This is a genomic window from Asanoa iriomotensis, assembly GCF_016862515.1.
Taxonomy (GTDB): Bacteria; Actinomycetota; Actinomycetes; order Mycobacteriales; family Micromonosporaceae; genus Asanoa; species Asanoa iriomotensis.
Map to the genome: position 1 here is coordinate 170,384 of NZ_BONC01000003.1, position 16,847 is coordinate 187,230.

General features: G+C 70.3%; 16 protein-coding genes. 9 read left to right on the plus strand and 7 right to left on the minus strand.

Annotation, left to right across the window (positions count from 1 at the left end; all coding sequences use genetic code 11):
• Nucleotides 1–9: 9 nt before the first annotated feature.
• A complete protein-coding gene (locus Air01nite_RS03945; RefSeq protein WP_203700391.1) occupies nt 10–1,014 on the minus strand; it encodes a GlxA family transcriptional regulator in 1,005 nt (334 codons plus the stop codon).
• Nucleotides 1,015–1,068: 54 nt separating this feature from the next.
• Between Air01nite_RS03945 and Air01nite_RS03950 the strand changes: the two genes are divergently transcribed.
• Nucleotides 1,069–2,355 carry an MFS transporter gene (locus tag Air01nite_RS03950; RefSeq protein WP_239090472.1) on the plus strand — a complete coding sequence of 429 codons (1,287 nt, stop codon included), beginning with the start codon at nt 1,069–1,071 and terminating at the stop codon, nt 2,353–2,355.
• On the opposite strand, the gene Air01nite_RS03955 is transcribed toward Air01nite_RS03950, so the two are convergent.
• Nucleotides 2,321–2,545, minus strand: coding sequence for a hypothetical protein (locus tag Air01nite_RS03955; protein ID WP_203700393.1), 225 nt, complete (start codon nt 2,543–2,545; stop codon nt 2,321–2,323). The genes Air01nite_RS03950 and Air01nite_RS03955 overlap by 35 nt on opposite strands.
• 177 nt (nt 2,546–2,722) lie before the next feature.
• Between Air01nite_RS03955 and Air01nite_RS03960 the strand changes: the two genes are divergently transcribed.
• Together Air01nite_RS03960 and Air01nite_RS03965 are read left to right on the plus strand one after the other, a co-directional pair.
• Nucleotides 2,723–3,610, plus strand: a complete 888-nt coding sequence (locus Air01nite_RS03960; RefSeq protein WP_203700394.1) for a helix-turn-helix domain-containing protein — start codon at nt 2,723–2,725, stop codon at nt 3,608–3,610.
• On the plus strand, nt 3,603–3,797 hold the full coding sequence (locus tag Air01nite_RS03965; protein ID WP_203700395.1) for a DUF397 domain-containing protein: 195 nt from the start codon (nt 3,603–3,605) through the stop codon (nt 3,795–3,797). The genes Air01nite_RS03960 and Air01nite_RS03965 overlap by 8 nt, the downstream gene beginning before the upstream one ends.
• Nucleotides 3,798–3,872: 75 nt before the next feature.
• Here the strand turns inward: Air01nite_RS03965 and Air01nite_RS03970 are convergent, their stop codons facing one another.
• Entirely contained in the window at nt 3,873–5,012 is a 1,140-nt protein-coding gene (locus Air01nite_RS03970) for a hypothetical protein (RefSeq protein ID WP_203700396.1), read from the minus strand.
• A gap of 110 nt (nt 5,013–5,122) precedes the next feature.
• The gene (locus Air01nite_RS03975; RefSeq protein ID WP_203700397.1) at nt 5,123–6,406 is read right to left on the minus strand and encodes an outer membrane protein assembly factor BamB family protein; all 1,284 of its coding nucleotides are present in this window, start codon (nt 6,404–6,406) and stop codon (nt 5,123–5,125) included.
• A gap of 241 nt (nt 6,407–6,647) precedes the next feature.
• On the opposite strand from Air01nite_RS03975, the gene Air01nite_RS03980 reads away from it, so the two are divergent.
• Nucleotides 6,648–7,037: a cupin domain-containing protein gene (locus Air01nite_RS03980; protein WP_203700398.1), complete on the plus strand. Its 390-nt coding sequence runs from the start codon at nt 6,648–6,650 to the stop codon at nt 7,035–7,037.
• Between the two features lie 4 nt (nt 7,038–7,041).
• On the opposite strand, the gene Air01nite_RS03985 is transcribed toward Air01nite_RS03980, so the two are convergent.
• Nucleotides 7,042–8,106, minus strand: a complete 1,065-nt coding sequence (locus Air01nite_RS03985; protein WP_203700399.1) for a DNA polymerase ligase N-terminal domain-containing protein — start codon at nt 8,104–8,106, stop codon at nt 7,042–7,044.
• A gap of 80 nt (nt 8,107–8,186) precedes the next feature.
• Here Air01nite_RS03985 and Air01nite_RS03990 point away from each other — a divergent pair, with 80 nt between their 5' ends.
• On the plus strand, nt 8,187–8,972 hold the full coding sequence (locus Air01nite_RS03990) for an aldo/keto reductase (protein WP_239090473.1): 786 nt from the start codon (nt 8,187–8,189) through the stop codon (nt 8,970–8,972).
• Nucleotides 8,973–9,364: 392 nt separating this feature from the next.
• Here Air01nite_RS03990 and Air01nite_RS03995 read toward each other — a convergent pair whose 3' ends face one another.
• Complete coding sequence (locus tag Air01nite_RS03995) at nt 9,365–10,585, minus strand: FAD-dependent monooxygenase (protein ID WP_203700400.1); 1,221 nt, start codon at nt 10,583–10,585, stop codon at nt 9,365–9,367.
• 125 nt (nt 10,586–10,710) lie between these two features.
• On the opposite strand from Air01nite_RS03995, the gene Air01nite_RS04000 reads away from it, so the two are divergent.
• Both Air01nite_RS04000 and Air01nite_RS04005 read left to right on the plus strand, forming a co-directional pair.
• Entirely contained in the window at nt 10,711–11,727 is a 1,017-nt protein-coding gene (locus Air01nite_RS04000; RefSeq protein ID WP_203700401.1) for a GntR family transcriptional regulator, read from the plus strand.
• Nucleotides 11,699–12,115: a DUF5655 domain-containing protein gene (locus tag Air01nite_RS04005; protein WP_203700402.1), complete on the plus strand. Its 417-nt coding sequence runs from the start codon at nt 11,699–11,701 to the stop codon at nt 12,113–12,115. The genes Air01nite_RS04000 and Air01nite_RS04005 overlap by 29 nt, the downstream gene beginning before the upstream one ends.
• Nucleotides 12,116–12,242: 127 nt before the next feature.
• On the opposite strand, the gene Air01nite_RS04010 is transcribed toward Air01nite_RS04005, so the two are convergent.
• Nucleotides 12,243–13,631, minus strand: a complete 1,389-nt coding sequence (locus Air01nite_RS04010; RefSeq protein WP_203700403.1) for a GH12 family glycosyl hydrolase domain-containing protein — start codon at nt 13,629–13,631, stop codon at nt 12,243–12,245.
• A gap of 146 nt (nt 13,632–13,777) precedes the next feature.
• Between Air01nite_RS04010 and Air01nite_RS04015 the strand changes: the two genes are divergently transcribed.
• Together Air01nite_RS04015 and ctaD are read left to right on the plus strand one after the other, a co-directional pair.
• Complete coding sequence (locus tag Air01nite_RS04015; RefSeq protein ID WP_203700404.1) at nt 13,778–14,887, plus strand: FAD-dependent monooxygenase; 1,110 nt, start codon at nt 13,778–13,780, stop codon at nt 14,885–14,887.
• A 178-nt stretch (nt 14,888–15,065) separates the two neighbouring features.
• Nucleotides 15,066–16,820 carry an aa3-type cytochrome oxidase subunit I gene (gene ctaD, locus Air01nite_RS04020; RefSeq protein ID WP_203700405.1) on the plus strand — a complete coding sequence of 585 codons (1,755 nt, stop codon included), beginning with the start codon at nt 15,066–15,068 and terminating at the stop codon, nt 16,818–16,820.
• The last annotated feature ends 27 nt before the right edge of the window (nt 16,821–16,847 follow it).

Consider the following 16,847-nt stretch of genomic DNA (forward strand, 5'->3'; position numbering starts at 1 on the left):
CATAGTCGCCTATACCGGCACCCGATCGCCAGTGGGGGGCCGGAACGTGCGACGGTACGTGGTCGGCGACACACCGATCGCGGCGTGCAACTGCTGCCGCAACGCGGCCGCCGTGCCGAATCCGGCGTGCCGGGCGACCTGGTCGACGCCCAGGTCGGTGGTCTCCAGCAGGCGGCGGGCGTGGTCGGTGCGCTGACTCAGCAGCCACCGGGCCGGGCTGACCCCGGTCTCGTCCCGGAACCGCCGCGTGAACGTCCGGACGCTCATGTTGGCATGCGTGGCCATCGCCGACAGCGTCAGCGGCTCGCCGAGCCGCTCCAGCGTCCAGGACCGGGTGGCCGCCGTGGACGCCGCACCGTCGCCGGCCGGCAGCGGGCGCTCGATGAACTGCGCCTGGCCGCCGTCCCGCCACGGCGGCACCACGCAGCGCCGGGCGGCGTGGTTGGCCACGGCCACGCCGTGGTCCCGGCGGATCACGTGCAGGCAGAGGTCGATGCCCGCGGCCACGCCGGCGGACGTGAGGATGTCGCCGTCGTCGACGAACAGGACGCCGGGGTCCAGGTCGACGGCGGGGTGGAACCGGCGGAACCGGTCCGCGTACGCCCAGTGCGTGGTGGCCCGGCGGCCGTCGAGGAGGCCGGCGGCGGCCAGCACGAACGAGCCGGTGCAGATGGACATCAGCCGGGCGCCGCGGGCGTGCGCGGCCCGCAGCGCGCTGGCGACCGCCGGGTCGACCGTGCCGTCGGTCAGCGCCGGACCGTCGTGGATCCCGGGCACGATGACCGTGTCGGCGGTCTCGGTCAGGGCCAGGTCGTGGTCGGGGTGCACCGTGTAGCCGGCGGTGCAGCGGACCGGCAGGCCGCCGGACGTGCACATGTCGACCTGGTAGAACTGCTGGCCGTCGGCGTCCCGGGCCGTGCCGAAGACCTGCGCGGGGGTGCCGAGGTCGAGGCCGACCACCTGGTCGACGGCGAGGACGGCGATGCGGTGGGGCATGGCCGAATTATTGCGCATGATGGCTGCCCGGCCACTCGCGGCGCGTACCCCTGGTCACGCATGCTCTTCTCCGTGCGCCGTCTCGTTCACCCTGCCTGGCTCGTGGCCGCCGTCGCCTTCGTCGCGCTGATCGGCGCGGCCGGCTTCCGTGCCACGCCGAGTGTGCTCATCCACCCGCTGCACGCGGAGTTCGGCTGGCCGCTCGCGACGATCTCCGCCGCCGTCTCGGTCAACCTGCTGCTCTTCGGGCTCACGGCGCCGTTCGCGGCGGCCCTGATGGACCGGTTCGGGATCCGGCGGGTGGTGGCGGCCGCGCTGCTGCTGGTCTCGCTGGGCAGCGGGTTGACGGTGTTCATGCGGACGAGCGCCGAGCTGATCCTGCTCTGGGGCGTGCTGGTCGGTGTCGGCACGGGCTCGATGGCGCTGGCGTTCGTCGCCACGGTCACCGGCCGCTGGTTCGTCAAGCGCCGCGGCCTGGTCACCGGCGTGCTCACCGCCGCCGGCGCGACCGGGCAGCTCGTGTTCCTGCCGGTGCTGGCGTTGCTGGTCGAGCGGTCGAGCTGGCGGACCGCCTCGCTGGTGGTCGCCGGTGCCGCGCTGGCCGTCGTACCCCTGGTGCTCTGGCTGTTGCGTGACCACCCGAGCGACCTCGGCATTCCGGCCTACGGCGGCACGGAGGTCGTGCCGCCGGTCGTCTCGGGAGGTGCGGCCCGCCGAGCGGTCTCGGCGCTCCGTGACGCGTCGAAGACCCGCGCCTTCTGGCTGTTGGCCGGTGGGTTCGCGATCTGTGGGGCGACGACCAACGGGCTGGTCGGCACACACTTCATCCCGGCGGCGCACGACCACGGGATGACCGAGACGACGGCGGCGTCGCTGCTCGCGCTGATCGGGCTGTTCGACATCGCCGGCACGATCGCCTCGGGTTGGCTCACCGACCGGTTCGACAGCCGCGTGCTCCTCGGCGGGTACTACGCGTTGCGCGGCGGCTCGCTTTTGCTGCTGCCCGCGCTGTTCGGCGACGCCGTGCGCCCGTCGATGGTGGTGTTCATCCTGTTCTACGGGCTCGACTGGGTCGCGACGGTGCCGCCGACGGTGGCGCTGTGCCGCGAGTACTTCGGCGACCGCGGTGCCGTGGTGTTCGGCTGGGTGTTCGCGTCGCACCAGTTCGGCGCGGCGCTCGCGGCGTCGGCGGCCGGCATCGTCCGCGACCAGCTCGGCAACTACGACCTGGCCTGGTACGTCGCGGGCGTGCTGGCGATCGGCGCCGCCGGGCTGTCGCTGATGCTGTTCCGGCGGCGCGGCGGTGTTGGCTTCGCCTCGCCGGCTATGGCTGGAGCACCCGGATCAGCGCCACGGTGACGAGGGCCTGGAGCCGGCCGAGCGGCGTGCCGTCGCGCGCGAGCTGCTGGCCCTCGATCCACAGCTCACCCTCGTAGAAGCCGCTCAGGTCCGCCCGCACCTTTTCCACGCGGAGGAACAGGGTGTGCGGCGATCCGGTGAACTTCCAGCTGCCCGGCGGGCATTCGATCACATTGCCAGCGTCGATCATGATTGCCGCCCCGTGACTGCCGGTTGATTTCGCCGCTTCCGACTGGTCATGAGTTGAATGTTGGGCGTGACCCTTCCCAAACGCAATGTTGCGGAGCAGAATTCCGCCCACGCGGTATGAAGACGCAATGATCTGTGGGTGTCCACTACGGAAACGCTGTTCGGGAGAGGAACGAACATGCCGACCGAAGACCACGGTTCGACAGTTCCACGACGTCAACTCGGCCGATACCTGAGAAGGGCTCGCGAAGACGCCCAGGTCACGGTCAAGGCGGCGGCCGACGCGTTGGAATGGTCGACGCCACGGATCTGGCGGATCGAAAACGGAACTGTAGGGATGCGCGCCCTCGACGTCAAGGCCATGTGCGAACTTTATGACGCGTCGGCGGATCTGACCGAGGCACTGATGGGCCTGGCCCGCGAGACCAAAGCGAAAGGCTGGTGGCAGTCGTACGGCGACGCGCTGCCGTCCTGGTTCGAGTTGTACGTGGGCCTCGAGGCGGCCGCCCGGCGGCTGCGCTATCTGCAGACCGACATCGTGCCGGGTTTGTTGCAGACGAAGGCGTACACGCGGGAAGTGATCGCCCTGGACGACCCGGAGCTGTCCGGGGAGGAGCAGGAGCGGCGGCTCGCGGTGCGGATGGAGCGGCAGAACCTGCTGGACCGGCGGTTGCCGCCGCCGCCCGCGTTGGAGGTCATCATCAGCGAGGCGGTGCTGCGGCGGCCGTTGCGGTCGCCCTCGGAGATGGCGGGCCAGCTGCGCTATCTCATCGAGGCGAATGACCGGCCGAATGTCGCTGTGCGCTTGCTCCCGTTTTCCGCGGGTTTGCATCGCTGGGCCTCGGGCGGCGGTTTCGCGATTCTCGACTTCCCCGACCAGCGTGGCCGGGATCCGGAGCCGCCGACCGTCTACAGCGACGGCCCGACCGGCGCCCTCTACCTCGACAAGACCCGGGAGGTGGATATGTACGAGTCAATCTGGCAAAGCGCTTCCGAGCGGGCATTAGACAGTGCACAATCGACTCGCGCAATCCGGGCGCTCTCGGAGGAGTTGTACAATGAGTGACGAAGCAGTCACCTGGACGAAGTCCACTTACAGTGGTGCTAACGGCGGATGCGTCGAATGGGCAACGCTGGGCGGCGAAATCGGCGTCCGCGACTCGAAAGACAAATCCGGCCCTGCACTGACCTTCAGCCGCACGGCCTGGCAATCCTTCGTGGACGCCACCAGCCGCGGCGACTTCCAGCCGTAATCCGCCTTGTGACCGCCGGGCCTCTTCGCGGGGTCCGGCGGTCGCTTTTTCTTCGGCGTTGGAGTTTCTTCGGCGTCAGAGCAGGTTCCAGGTCTGCTGCTCGGTGGCGACCAGGAGGCGGACGTCGACCTCCGCGCAAATGGCGTGCCATTGGCGGTCGTCGAGGGTGCTGACCAGCAGGTACGCCTGAGGGCGGCCGCTGGTGTCCAGGCGGTGGCGGTAGTCGAGGACCTGGCCCAGGCCCAGTCGCAGCCGGTCGGCCTCGGTCGGGCCGAGGATGCTCCTCGCCTCGACGACGTGCAGGCGCCCGTCCGGGGTGCGCCAGGCCAGGTCCGCCCGTGGGCTGGTGGGCTGGAACGGTTTGATGCCGACCTCGTTGAGCTTGGTCATCAGCTGGACCAGCAGGCGGTCGTGCTCGTCGCGGGCCGCTTCGTGCGCCTCAGCGTTGACCGCCTGCCATTCGGGGAAGGCGCCCGGGGTGTGTCGGCCCTGGTACTTCGCTTCGATCGGCCGGTCCAAGGGGTCCGGCAGCGACAGGGCCTCGGCGGCGGCCCACGCTTCCTCGGCCAGGTCCGGGTCGTAGCTCCTGTGCCAGGCGAACTGGCCGCTGGCGACCAGGCGGGCGTTCATCAGACGGATGGCCTCGCCGACCGCCGGCTGGTCGAGGAACCAGAGCAGGCCGTCGATGTCGGGGCAGTGGTAGACGATCGCGTCCTCGGCGAACGTACGCAGGTCGGTGGTGCGTTTGGCGATGCCGAACTTGTCCAGGTCCTCTTTGCGCAGCGTGCCGTCGGTGAGGGCGCGGCTGATCGGTGACTCGGCCATCCGGAAGGCGGTGGTGATCCGGCCGTCGTCGAAGTAGCTGACCTCGGCCGCCCAGCACATGCCGACGGTGAGGCGGAACCAGCGTTCGGCGCCGTTCGCGTACGGGGTGAGCAGCCAGTGCTGGCCGGCGGACTCGGCGGCGGCCGGCACCGTGGTGCGGATGACGATGCCGGCGATGCCGAGGGCGACCTCACGCAAGCTTTTCGCGTCGGCGTCGTTGATCGCGCGGATGAGGCCGGGCAGCCGCGGCACCGCGGACGGGAGCGCGCCGAACGGCTGTGGCTCGGCGTCGGCGCGGACCACCCAGTCAGCCAGCGCCTCGCGGGTCATGGAGGACCAGAAGCCGGAGGTACGGGTCGCGAACTCGGCCGCCAGCGACTGGCTGTTCATGGCACTCCAGAGGGGCTGGGAAACCTGGACGTCGAAGACACGGGAAATGCGATAATTACAGGCAGACTCCCGGTCTCTCCATATTGTCCTCCCTTTGGGGGACTGTCGTTTCATCGTGGCCAGGCGGCGAAGTCGAACGTGTTGGCGCAGAGGACGTGCTGTGGGTCCATCACGCACGTGGGCGGGGAGACCCAGCCGTCGGCGCGGCCGATGACCCGTGTGCGGCCCGACAGCGCGTCGAAGAGGCCGATGAGCTGGCGACGCGGGCCGTCGTACCGCCAGACCAGCAGTTCCGGACCATCGATCGCGCCGAGCGCCCGCCACGGCGCGGTCTCGGCGCGGACCTGGCCGTTGCGGGGGTCGACCACCGCCGTGCCCGGTCCGTCGAAGCCCTCGAACGTCTCCGCGACGAACATGTGCTCCTCGTCGACCGGCATCGACAGGTAGCGTTTGTCGGCCGTCCAGGCCTGGCGGCCACTCAACCGGTCGAGCGCGACCGTGCCTCGGTCGTTGAGGTGGCAGATGTAGCGGCCGCAGTCGCCGAACCCGGAGAAGATCCCGATCAGGGGCGTCGGCCGGCGCCAGAGGAAGCGGCCGTCGCCGGCGTCGTGCGCGGTGATCATGCCGGTCTCGTCGACGACCAGCGCGGTGCCGCCGACGACGGTCGCCCTGGCGGCGGTCGCCGGCTCCGGGACGTCGACGACGATCCGGCCGCTGGTCAGGTCGCGCACGCGGAGGTGGCCGGGCAGCACCTCGATCTGGTCGGTGTGCCGGGTGCCGGCGACGGTGGCGGTGGGTTCCATGTCGACGCTCCAGCGTGGAGTGCCGTCGGCGATCGCGAGCCCGCGCAGGGGGATCTGGTTGCCGCTCAGGGGGCCGCTGACGACGAGCACGTCGCCGGCGCGGGCGACGAAGCGGGTCTGGCGCTGCCAGACGACGTCGCCGGTGCGGGCGTCGAGGACCTCGACCAGGGGCCGCTGGCCGACGTCGACGGTGGCCACGGCGAGCCGGTCGCTGCCGAGGACGAGCAGGTTGGCCAGGCCGATGACGGGCCGGGACCAGAGGTACGTGCCGTCGGCGAGCTGGTAGGCACGCACGGAGCTGTCGCCGGAGACGTACGCCCGTGTGCCGTCGAGGGCCATCACCTCGGCCGCGCCGGGCCGCTGGAAGATCGGCGCGAGGGAGGTCGGCCGGGCGATGCCGGCGAACCAGACCCCGGCGGCGACGGCGATGGTGAAGGCGGCGGCGGCGATCCGGGTCAGGGTGCTCCAGGGCCGCGGGTCGGGCGGTTGCCAGTCGCCGTCGCGGTCGATCTCGATGACATGGGCGAACCGGCCGGATGCCGGGCCGGTGCCGGCCGCCGGCCAGACGTCGACCTCGCCGCTGCTGGCCATCTGGGTGCAGTTAAGCGCGGGGAACGACGGGGGTCCATTCGCCGAACGGGGGACTCCCGCACCGCTTAAAACTCCCGCACCGCGGCGCCGGTGCTCGCCGCGGTCGGGAGTTTTGACCGTCTCCCGTCGGTGCAGCCCGAGGGCGGTACATCGACGAGGACCTGGTTATGCCATCCACTGCCCGGTGAACGGATGTGCCAAACCTCGTTCGCGGCATTAATCGGCCGGGTATGGATGGTGCATGGAGCACTTCACGATCGCCGCGGTCGCCGACAAGAACCCGGATTTCCGCCGGGTGCTGGCGACCGGCAAGCACACGCAGCTCGTCATCATGACCATTCCACCGGACGGGGAGATCGGTGAGGAGGTCCACGAGCACACGGACCAGCTCCTGACCTTCGTCAGCGGGGTGGGTGAGGCCCGGGTCGCGGGAGAGCGGAAGCCGGTCAACCCCGGTGATCTCGTCTTCGTGCCCGCCGGCACCAAGCACAACTTCGTCAACAAGGGCCCCAACCCGTTGGTGCTCTACACGGTGTACGGGCCGCCGGAGCACGCTTCGGACGCGGTGCACCGGACGAAGGAGGAAGCGGACCGGTTGGAGGAAAGCGGCCAGGACGAGCCGCCTGCGTAGTTTTCTAGGTCGCGTCGATTCGCAGCCAATCGGTGGTGCGGCGGCCAGGTGTGTATTTCGCGTCCAGGCGTTTTGCGACGATGCCCGGTAGGCCCTGCTCGCGAGCGGCGTCCAGGGCGAACTCGCCGCCGCCGTGGAAGGCGGGCGGGGTCTGCCAGGCCGGGCCGGACAGCGCGAGGCCGTCGAGGAGCTCGCGTCGCTGGGTGTAGGGCAGGTCGGTGGTGCGCTTCCCCTCCAACCAGAGCAGGTCGTAGACGAGGTAGCTGACGACCAGCCCCGGCGGCGGCCGGCGCCCAGGTGCGGTGGCCGGGGCCTGGCGGACGCGGCCCTGCCGGTCGAAGGCGATGATCTCGCCGTCGAGCACGGCCTCGGTCGGAGCCAGGGCTTGACCCATCTCCCGTACTCCCGGGTAGGCGCCACTGATGTCCTGGTCGGACATCGACATGAGGCGGACCCGGCCGCCGGACACGTAGGCGACCGCCCGCGTGCCGTCCCACCGCATCTCGAACGCCCAGTCGTCGTCGTTCTCGGGCAGCGTGTCGGTCGGAGTCGGCCGTGACGGGCGGATCAGCTCGGGCAGCGGCTCCCACCCGTCGGCCGGCGGCGACATGCGCCGGATCATCCAGTCCTCCCGCTTGCCGGGCTCGGGCCGCCCGGTGCGGAACAGCACGTAGCGGCCGGACACCCGGGACCCGTGCAGCGTGAACATGACCTCGTCGGGCTTCCACTTCTCCGTTTCGTAGGTGCCGGTGTCGAACACCTTCATCCGGCCACCGCCGTACTCACCCGCCGGGATCTCGCCGTGGAAGTCGAGATATTCCATCGGATGATCTTCGGTGTGGACGGCGAGGTGGTTGCGCACCTGGTCCCGCGGCAGCCCGCGCGGCACGGCCCAGCTGACCAGCACACCGTCGCGCTCCAGGCGGAGGTCCCAATGCAGCGCGCGGGCATGGTGCTGCTGGATCACGAAGCGATCGTTGCCGCCGGGCTCGGGCGCCGCCTCGGGCACCGGCTCGGGGGTGCGCCCCGCGTCACGCTTACGGCGGTATTCCTCCAGCCGGTCGGCCATGACGATATTGTCCGGGATGGGCCGCCGCCGCGCACCGCGGGCTTCGGGCATGCCAACCTGATGGACGGGTAGAAAAGGTCATGACCTCATCCACCGCACAACCAACCGTCAAGCTGCCCGGCAACGTGCGGATGCCGCTGCTCGGCTTCGGCACGTGGCAGGCACACGGCGAAAGCGCCCACCGGGCCGTGTCGGTAGCGCTCGACGCCGGATACCGTCTCATCGACACGGCGACGGCATACGGCAACGAGGACCTGGTCGGCCGCGCGATCGCCGAAAGCGCGGTGCCCCGCGAAGAAATCTTCATCACCACGAAACTCCCTCCGGAACGCGCGGGCCGCGAACAACGCACAATCGACGAAAGCCTGCGCATGCTGGGCGTCGACCAACTCGACCTCTGGCTCATCCACTGGCCACCGTCCCGCGGCAGCCTGGTAGACCTCTGGCGCCGCCTGATCGAAATCCGCGACGCGGGCCAGACCCGCACGATCGGCGTCAGCAACTATTCGCTCGCCCAGATCGACTCGCTGATCGCCGAGACGGGCGAAGCCCCGGCGGTCAACCAGATCAAATGGGGTCCGCGCCTCTTCAACGCGGCCGAGGTAAAAGGCCACCACGAGCGCGGCGTAGTCCTCGAGGGCTACAGCCCCTTCAAAACCACCCGCCTCGGCGACCCGGTCCTCACCCGGGTCGCGCAGGCGCACGGCGTGTCACCGGCCCAGGTCGTGGTCCGCTGGCACATCCAACATGGAATCGTCGTGATCCCGAAGTCGGTGACACCGGCCCGCATCCACACGAACGGCGACGTCTTCGGCTTCAAGCTCTCCGCCGAAGAGATGGCCGCCATCGACGGCCTGGGCCACTAACCGCCACGCTCTCCGCGCGCCGCGCTCTCCGTGCCGCCACGCGCCGTGCCGCCACGCGCCGTGCCGCCACGCGCCGTGCCGCCACGCGCCGTGCCGCCATGCGGCGCGCCACCACGCGGCGCCGCGCCGCCTCACGCCGCGTCGCGCTGGCCCGCGTCGCTGGCTCGTGTCGCCCGGAGCCACGCCGGTCCGTGCCGCCCGCCGCGTCGCCCCGCCCGCCGCGTCGCCCCGCCCGCCGCGTCGCCCCGCGCCGCGCCGGTCCGCGCTGCCCCACGCCGCGCCGCGCCGTCCAACGCTGCCCCGCGCCGCCCCGCCCAACGCTGGCCCGCGCCGCGCTGGCGCGCGCCCGCCTCGGGTCGCGCTGCGTCGGGCCGCGCCGGCTGTCGAAGCGGTCAGGGCGTCGTCAGCTGGTCGCTGGTCATCGGGTAGTCCTTGAGCGTGATGGCGTTGGCGGACGCCTGGAGGTTGCCGGTCATCGCGCTCTTGCCGGGGAGCTTGGTCATCGTGCGGATGACCTGGTTGCGTAGCCAGATCCCGGCCCGGGACGCCGGGGCGAAACCGCTGTCGCCGCCCGGCGGGCGCTTGAGGTTGCGGGTCACGAAGTCGTGCATGCCGCTCTCGTAGCCGCTGAATGCCGTCGCCGGATCCGGTGCCGTCGCCAACTCGCCGGCGAGCACATAGGCACCGACCAGCGCCATGCTCGTGCCCATGCCGATCGAGCCGGCGAACGCGGCGTCGCCCAGCAGCGTGACGCGGCCCTGTGACCAGCGGTCGAGGCGGGTGGCGCCGCTGCGGTTGAAGTAGAAGTCGTCAGCCGGCCACATCTGCTCGATCAGGTGGGGGATCTGCCAGCCGGCGCCGGCGAACACCTCCGCGACCAAGGCCTTCTGTGTCGCTGTGTCGCGCCGGTCGTGGCCCAGGTCGGGTGAGTGCCAGGAGAACATCGCGCGTACCTCGCCGTCGCGACCCACCGGATAGAGCAGCAGCACCCGGCCACCGACGCCGTTGCCCGCGGGCAGGTTGTACATCATCTCCCAGCCTTCGAGGTCGAGCGAGGTGCGGGCGGCGAAGAACGAGCCGTACATTCCCAGGTCGCGTACGGTCTCCCGGTCGCCGCCGAAGGTCAGCCGGCGGACGCCCGAGCGCAGCCCGTCGGCGCCGACGACCACGTCGAACATGCGCGGCTGTGCGCGGTGGAACGTGGCCGTGACGCCCTCCAGGCCGTCGTGCAGCGCGGTGATGTGGTCGTCGAACAGGAACTCGGCCGCGGGCGCCGCGTCGCGCATGATGCGCACCAGGTCGCCGCGGAGGATCTCGATCTCGGCAACCACGCCGCCGGAGTCACCGAAGTCGTCGCCTGACATGCGGGCGACGGGCGCACCCGCACGATCGACGTACACGATGCCGTGTGTTCCGGTGTGTCGCGCCCGAATGGCGTCGAGGATGCCCATCCGGTCGACGACCGTGCGGGCCGCGCCGCGGATGTCGATGGCCTGGCCGCCGGAGCGAAGAGCGGGCGCGCGCTCGACGACAGTCGCCTGGATGCCGTGCCGGCCGAGCCAGTGCGCCAGGGCGAGCCCGCCGATGCCGGCTCCGGAGATGAGGACGTTCATGGTCTGCCTCCCGTGTCGCGGTGGGACGCGTACAACGTACAACACGCGTGCGTACGTTGTATAGCGCACTACTCAGCACGTGATACGGTCTTCATGCGCACTAGTACGGAGGAGGCACGAGAGCCATGCACGAGGAAGCGCCCTACCGGCGGATCGCCGCGGAGATCCGTGAGCGCATCGCGCGTGGTGACCTGGCTCCCGGCGATCGGATCCCATCCACCCGCGAGATCACCCGCGACTGGGGTGTCGCGATGGCGACCGCGACCAAGGTGATCAACGCGCTCCGCGAGGCCGGTCTGGTGGAGACCCGCTCCGGTGCGGGCAGCGTCGTTCTCGACCGCGGCAGCCCGCCCGTCGAGATGGTCATCGAGCTGGGCCTCCCGGCGCACGCCGGCGGCTTCCACGGCGACCCGACCCCGCGGCTGCGCCGACCCGCCGACGCCGAGCTCAACCGCGACCGCGTCGTCCGGTCGGCGATCGCGATCGCCGACGCCGAGGGCCTGTCCATGCTGACCATGCGCCGCGTGGCCGCCGACCTCGGCGTGGCCACCATGTCCCTTTACCGGCACGTCCCAGGCAAAGAGGAGCTGATCCTCGCGATGATCGACGCGGTGTTCGGTGAAGCCCCGCTTCCCGACGAGCTTCCCGCACACTGGCGCACCCGGCTCGAAACCGCGGCGCGGCAGATGTGGCGGTCGTTCGAGGCCCACCCGTGGGCCGCGGATCCGCTGTCGCTGACGCGCCCGCAGCTACTACCGAATCTTCTGCCTTATTCGGAATGGAGCCTGGGCACGCTACGCGCGCTGGGATTCGGCGTCGACGACATGATGCACATCCACCTGACCCTGTTCGGCCACGTGCGGGCCAGTGCGCTCAGCCTCGACACCGAGCTACGTGCGCGCGCGGACACCGGCGTCACCAACGACGAGTGGGCCGACCAGCACGGCGGCGAGATCGAGGCTGTGCTGAACGCGGCACCCGAGCGGTCCTCGGCCCTGCGCTATGTGGCAGAGCAGGGTTTCGACTACGACATCGAGGCGGTCTTCGAGTCGGGCCTGCGCCTGCTGCTCGACGGCGTCGCCGCCGCACTGGCCCGCCGGGAGGTGAGCGGCGATGACCAGATGGACCTGTCCGTCGTGTGAGCGCGAGTTCGGTCGCACCCGGCAGTCGCACGTCTGCGTGCCGGCCGGCACGATCGACGAGACCTTCACGCCACACCGTCCCGAGTGGCGCGCCATCTTCGACGCCATCCTGGCGCACGTGCAGAGCCTCGGTCCGGTGCACACCGACGCGGTCAAGGTCGGCGTCTTCCTCAAGACCGACCGCACGCTGGCCGAGGTCCGCCCACGCGCGCGGGCGGTCGACCTGATGCTGGTGCTCCCGCACAAGATCGACAACGAGCGCGTCCGCCGCACGATGCGAGTCTCGGCCGACCTGATCGCCAACGTGGTCGCCTTCACCGAAGCACGACAGGTCGACGAAGAAGTCCGCGCCTGGCTGACGGAGGCCTACGATGCCGCCTCGGGCTAGCAGCCCGCCTGCGGGCGGCGGACGCGGTTTCGGTGGCTCCGCAGCCGGCGGGCGTGCGCCGGTCGCGGGTGGCGTCAGCGGCGAGGTTCGCCGCAGGCGCGCGCCCACGACCGGCGCGGTCGACCGGTCAGCCGATCGTGCAGGCCGAGCCGTTGAGGGTGAACGCGGACGGCGACACGTACCCGCCGCCATGCGTGCCCTGGTAGCCGAAGGCGGTGCTCGCACCGGCCGCCAGCGTCCCGTTCCAGGTCAGGTTGCGAGCCGTCACCGCCGAGCCGGAGGTGGTCACCGTGGCGTTCCAACTGTTGGTGATCGCCTGCCCGCTGGGGAGCGTGTAGGTCAGGGTCCAACCGTTGATCACGCTCGTGCCGGTGTTGGTGATCGTCACGTCCGCGGTGAAGCCGTTGTTCCAGACGTTCGCGGCGTAGCGGACCCGACAGCCCGACCCGCCGCCTCCGCCGGATCCCGCGGTCGTCACGGTCCGGCCCGGCGAGGCGGCCGAGACGTTGCCGGCAGCGTCGCGGGCGCGCACCGAGAACGTGTACGACGTCGACGCCGACAGCCCGCTCGCGGTGAACGAGGTGCCGGCGGTGCTGCCGACCAGCGTGGCCGCGCCACCGCCCTGTTGGCGATAGACGTCGTACCCGGTAACCCCGATGTTGTCGGTCGAGGCCGCCCACGACAGCGCGACGCTCGACGCGGTCACGGTGCCCGCGGTCGGCTGGCCGGGCACCGATGGTGCCTGCGTGTCGGGGCCCGGGCCGGTGCCACCGCCGTTGACCGCCGCCGAGAAGCTGGTCACGCCGAGGCCCACTCCGCCGTTCCAGGGCTCGAAACCGGCCTGGATGCTGGTGAGATACCACGAGTTGGTGATCGCTCCGCGCGAGCGCACGTCCGCGATGAAGTCCAGCACGCTGAAGTTCCAGGAGCTGATCGGCGACGGAGCCACGTAGGAGATGACGTTGTTGGCCCCGTTGCTGCCGCGCCAGACCTCCCAGCTGCGGCCGCCGACCGTCGCGGAGCCGACCGGGCTCCCGATCGGCTGGATCGGGCCCTGGCGGTTGAACCAGATCATGATTTCCATCTGGTTGACCCCGTCGGTTCGTGGCGTGGGGTCGAGCCAGATGTCGTAGGACGCGTTGTAGGTGCCACTCGCGAACGTGTAGTTGATCGAGGAGCTCGCACTGCTGATCTGGCTGACCTGGATCGGCAGGTTCGTCCCCGGCGAACAGTTCGTGTAGTGGCAGCCGAGGAAGACCGACGGATACGACAGCGGCGCGCCGTTGGTGGCCGCCGAACCCTGCTGCGCGGTGATGCTGAAGCCGGTGTCCGTGACGTTGATGCACTGCTGCGCGCTCGAGCCCCAGCGGTTGTTCTGCACCACGTATCGGCCCTGGATGGTGGTCGAGCCGTACTGCTCGCAGATCTGCGTGTCGGCCTCGGCCGGCGACGCCACGGCGACCATGCCGCTCGCGACCAGGACGGCGGTCACGGCGGCGCGGACAAGTCGGCGCATGCTGCTCCTTCCAATGTCGAGGGAGGAGATGGGAGCGCTTCCATCGACATTAGTTCATGTTCAGGGCGCTGGATAGAGGTCCGGACAGCGAGTAATGTTCTGGCTTCAGTGCGTGGCCCCTCGACCACCTCGGAGGCTTCGTCCACATGCTCCCGTCTACGCTGCGCGTCCTCGTCGTCGGCGCCGGCATCGCTGGTCTCGCCGTGGCCCGGGCGCTGCGCCTGGTCGGCTACCGTCCCGAGGTCGTCGAGAAGCTGCCCGCCACCACCCTCCCCGGCGCCGGCATCTTCCTGCCCGGCAACGCCGCGCGGGCGCTGCGCGAGCTGGGCCTCGACGAGCCGGTCCGGCCGCTCGGGCAGGTGGTCGAGCGGCAACGTTTCCTCGACGAGCGCGGCGGCGAGCTGTGCGAGGTCGACCTCGGCAAGCTCTGGGACGGCGTCGGCGAGTGCCGCGCGTTGCCCCGCGCCGAGCTGCAGCGCGTCCTGTTGGCCTCGGTCGACGGCGAGGTCCGCTACGACACCGCGCTGGCCCGGCTCGACGTCGACACCGAGGGCGCAGCCTCGGCGACGTTCGGTGACGGCTCGACCGCCTCGTACGACCTGGTGGTCGGCGCAGACGGCCGCAAATCGGCGGTCCGTGCCCTCGCCGCCCTCGGCGGCCCGGCCCGCCCCGTCGGCCAGGTCGTCTATCGCAGCGTCGTCACGGGCGGCCCCGCCATCACCGACTGGACGGCGCTGCTCGGCCTCCGCACCGCCTTCGTCGTCACGCCGATGGGCGAGGGCCGGCTATATCTCTATGCCGACGAACCGGGCACCAGTGCACCGGCCGACCCGCTCGGCCGGCTCCGCGAGGTGTTCGGCGGGCACGGCGCTCCGGTGCCCGACATCCTCGACGCGGTCGACAAGGTGCAGGTCGCCCTGACCGACGAGGTCGAGATCGCCTGCTGGTCGCGCGGGCCGGCGGTGTTGGTCGGCGATGCCGCCCACGCCACCTCGCCCACCCTGTCCGAGGGCGCCGCGATGGCGTTCGAAGACGCGGTGGTCCTGGCCGAGGCGCTCACCGAGGCGACGTCGGTGCCGGAGGCGCTTCGCCGCTACGAGAGCCGCCGCCGCCCGCGCACCAAGTGGGTCCTCGACCGCACCCGCGACCGCGACCGCACCCGCGACGTGGCCCCGGCCCTGCGCGACCCGCTCCTGCGCGGCCGTGGTGACCGCATCTTCCGTGACCACTACCGCCTGCTCGTCGACCCGGCCTAGCCAGGCACGAGGCCGACTTGTAACGCTCCACGAACGTTGCGTGATCGTCTGCGCAGGCAGACAGGGGGCCGTTCTCAACCGCGCAGGGGTTCAGAGAGGTTTTCACCACCCAGCGCGGGATCCCTGAGATGCGAGGACTATTCTGCCTCCGACACAGACGACGATGCGGAGGCCTGTGGTGACCACCGTTGCACCGAAGCCGATCGTGACGCGGCCCTGGCCGGTCCGGCAGCCGGTGAAGGGCTCGGCGTTCGCGCGCATGCTGCGCACGACGGACGCGAAGCAGATCGGGATCATGTACATGGTCACGAGCTTCGTGTTCTTCCTCATCGGCGGGTTGATGGCGCTGCTGATGCGCGCCGAACTCGCCCGGCCCGGCATGCAGTTCCTATCGCCGGAGCAGTACAACCAGCTGTTCACGATGCACGGCACGATCATGCTGCTGTTCTTCGCGACGCCGATCGTGTTCGCGTTCGCGAACTTCGTCGTCCCGCTGCAGATCGGCGCCCCGGACGTCTCGTTCCCGCGGCTGAACAGCTTCGCCTACTGGCTGTACGCGTTCGGCGGCACCATCGCCCTCGGCGGCTTCCTCACCCCGGGCGGCGCGGCCGACTTCGGCTGGTTCGCCTACACGCCGCTCAGCGACATCGAGCACACGCCGGGTGTCGGCGCCAACATGTGGATCGTCGGCCTGGCCATCTCCGGTCTGGGCACGATCCTCGGCGGCGTCAACATGATCACGACGATCCTGACGCTCCGGGCGCCCGGCATGACGATGTTCCGGATGCCGATCTTCACCTGGAACATCCTGGTCACCAGCCTGCTGGTCATCATGGTCTTCCCGCTGCTGGCGGCGGCGCTGTTCGCGCTCGCGGCGGACCGGATCCTCGGCGCTCACGTGTACGACGCCGCGACCGGCGGACCCATGCTCTGGCAGCACCTCTTCTGGTTCTTCGGCCATCCAGAGGTCTACATCGTCGCGCTGCCGTTCTTCGGCATCATCAGCGAGGTCATCCCGGTCTTCTCCCGCAAGCCGATCTTCGGCTACAAGGGTCTGGTCGGCGCCACCATCGCGATCGCCGCGCTGTCGATGAGCGTGTGGGCGCACCACATGTTCGCCACCGGCCAGGTGCTGCTGCCGTTCTTCAGCTTCCTCAGCTTCCTGATCGCCGTGCCCACCGGCATGAAGTTCTTCAACTGGATCGGCACGATGTGGCGCGGCCAGCTGAGCTTCGAGACGCCGATGCTGTTCGCGGTCGGCTTCCTGGTGACGTTCCTCTTCGGCGGCCTCACCGGCGTCCTGCTCGCGAGCCCGCCGGTCGACTTCCACGTCTCCGACTCGTACTTCGTGGTCGCGCACTTCCACTACGTGCTCTTCGGCACGATCGTGTTCGCCGTCTACTCGGGCATCTACTTCTGGTTCCCGAAGATGTTCGGCCGCATGCTCGACGAACGCCTCGGCAAGATTCACTTCTGGCTGACGTTCATCGGCTTCCACACCACGTTCCTGGTGCAGCACTGGCTGGGCAACGAGGGCATGCCGCGCCGGTACGCGGACTACCGCCCCAGCGACGGCTTCACGACGCTCAACGAGATCTCGACGGTCGGCGCGTTCATCCTTGGCGTCTCGACGCTGCCGTTCCTCTACAACATCTGGAAGTCCTACAAGGCCGGCCCGATGGCCCTGGCCGACGACCCGTGGGGCTACGGCAACTCGCTCGAGTGGGCGACCTCGTCGCCGCCGCCGTTGCGTAACTTCGACCGCATGCCGCGGATCCGGTCCGAGCGCCCGGCGTTCGACCTGAAGTTCCCGGAGCTGGCCGCGGGCCACTCGCTGGCCGGGCCGCCGGAGGGCGGCGCCAAGCCGCTGACCAGCGAGTCCGACGGCGGCGCCAGCTACAAGGAAGACACGGCGAGCAACGTCGACCGCTAGCGACAACAAGAAGCGGCGCGCCAGGAC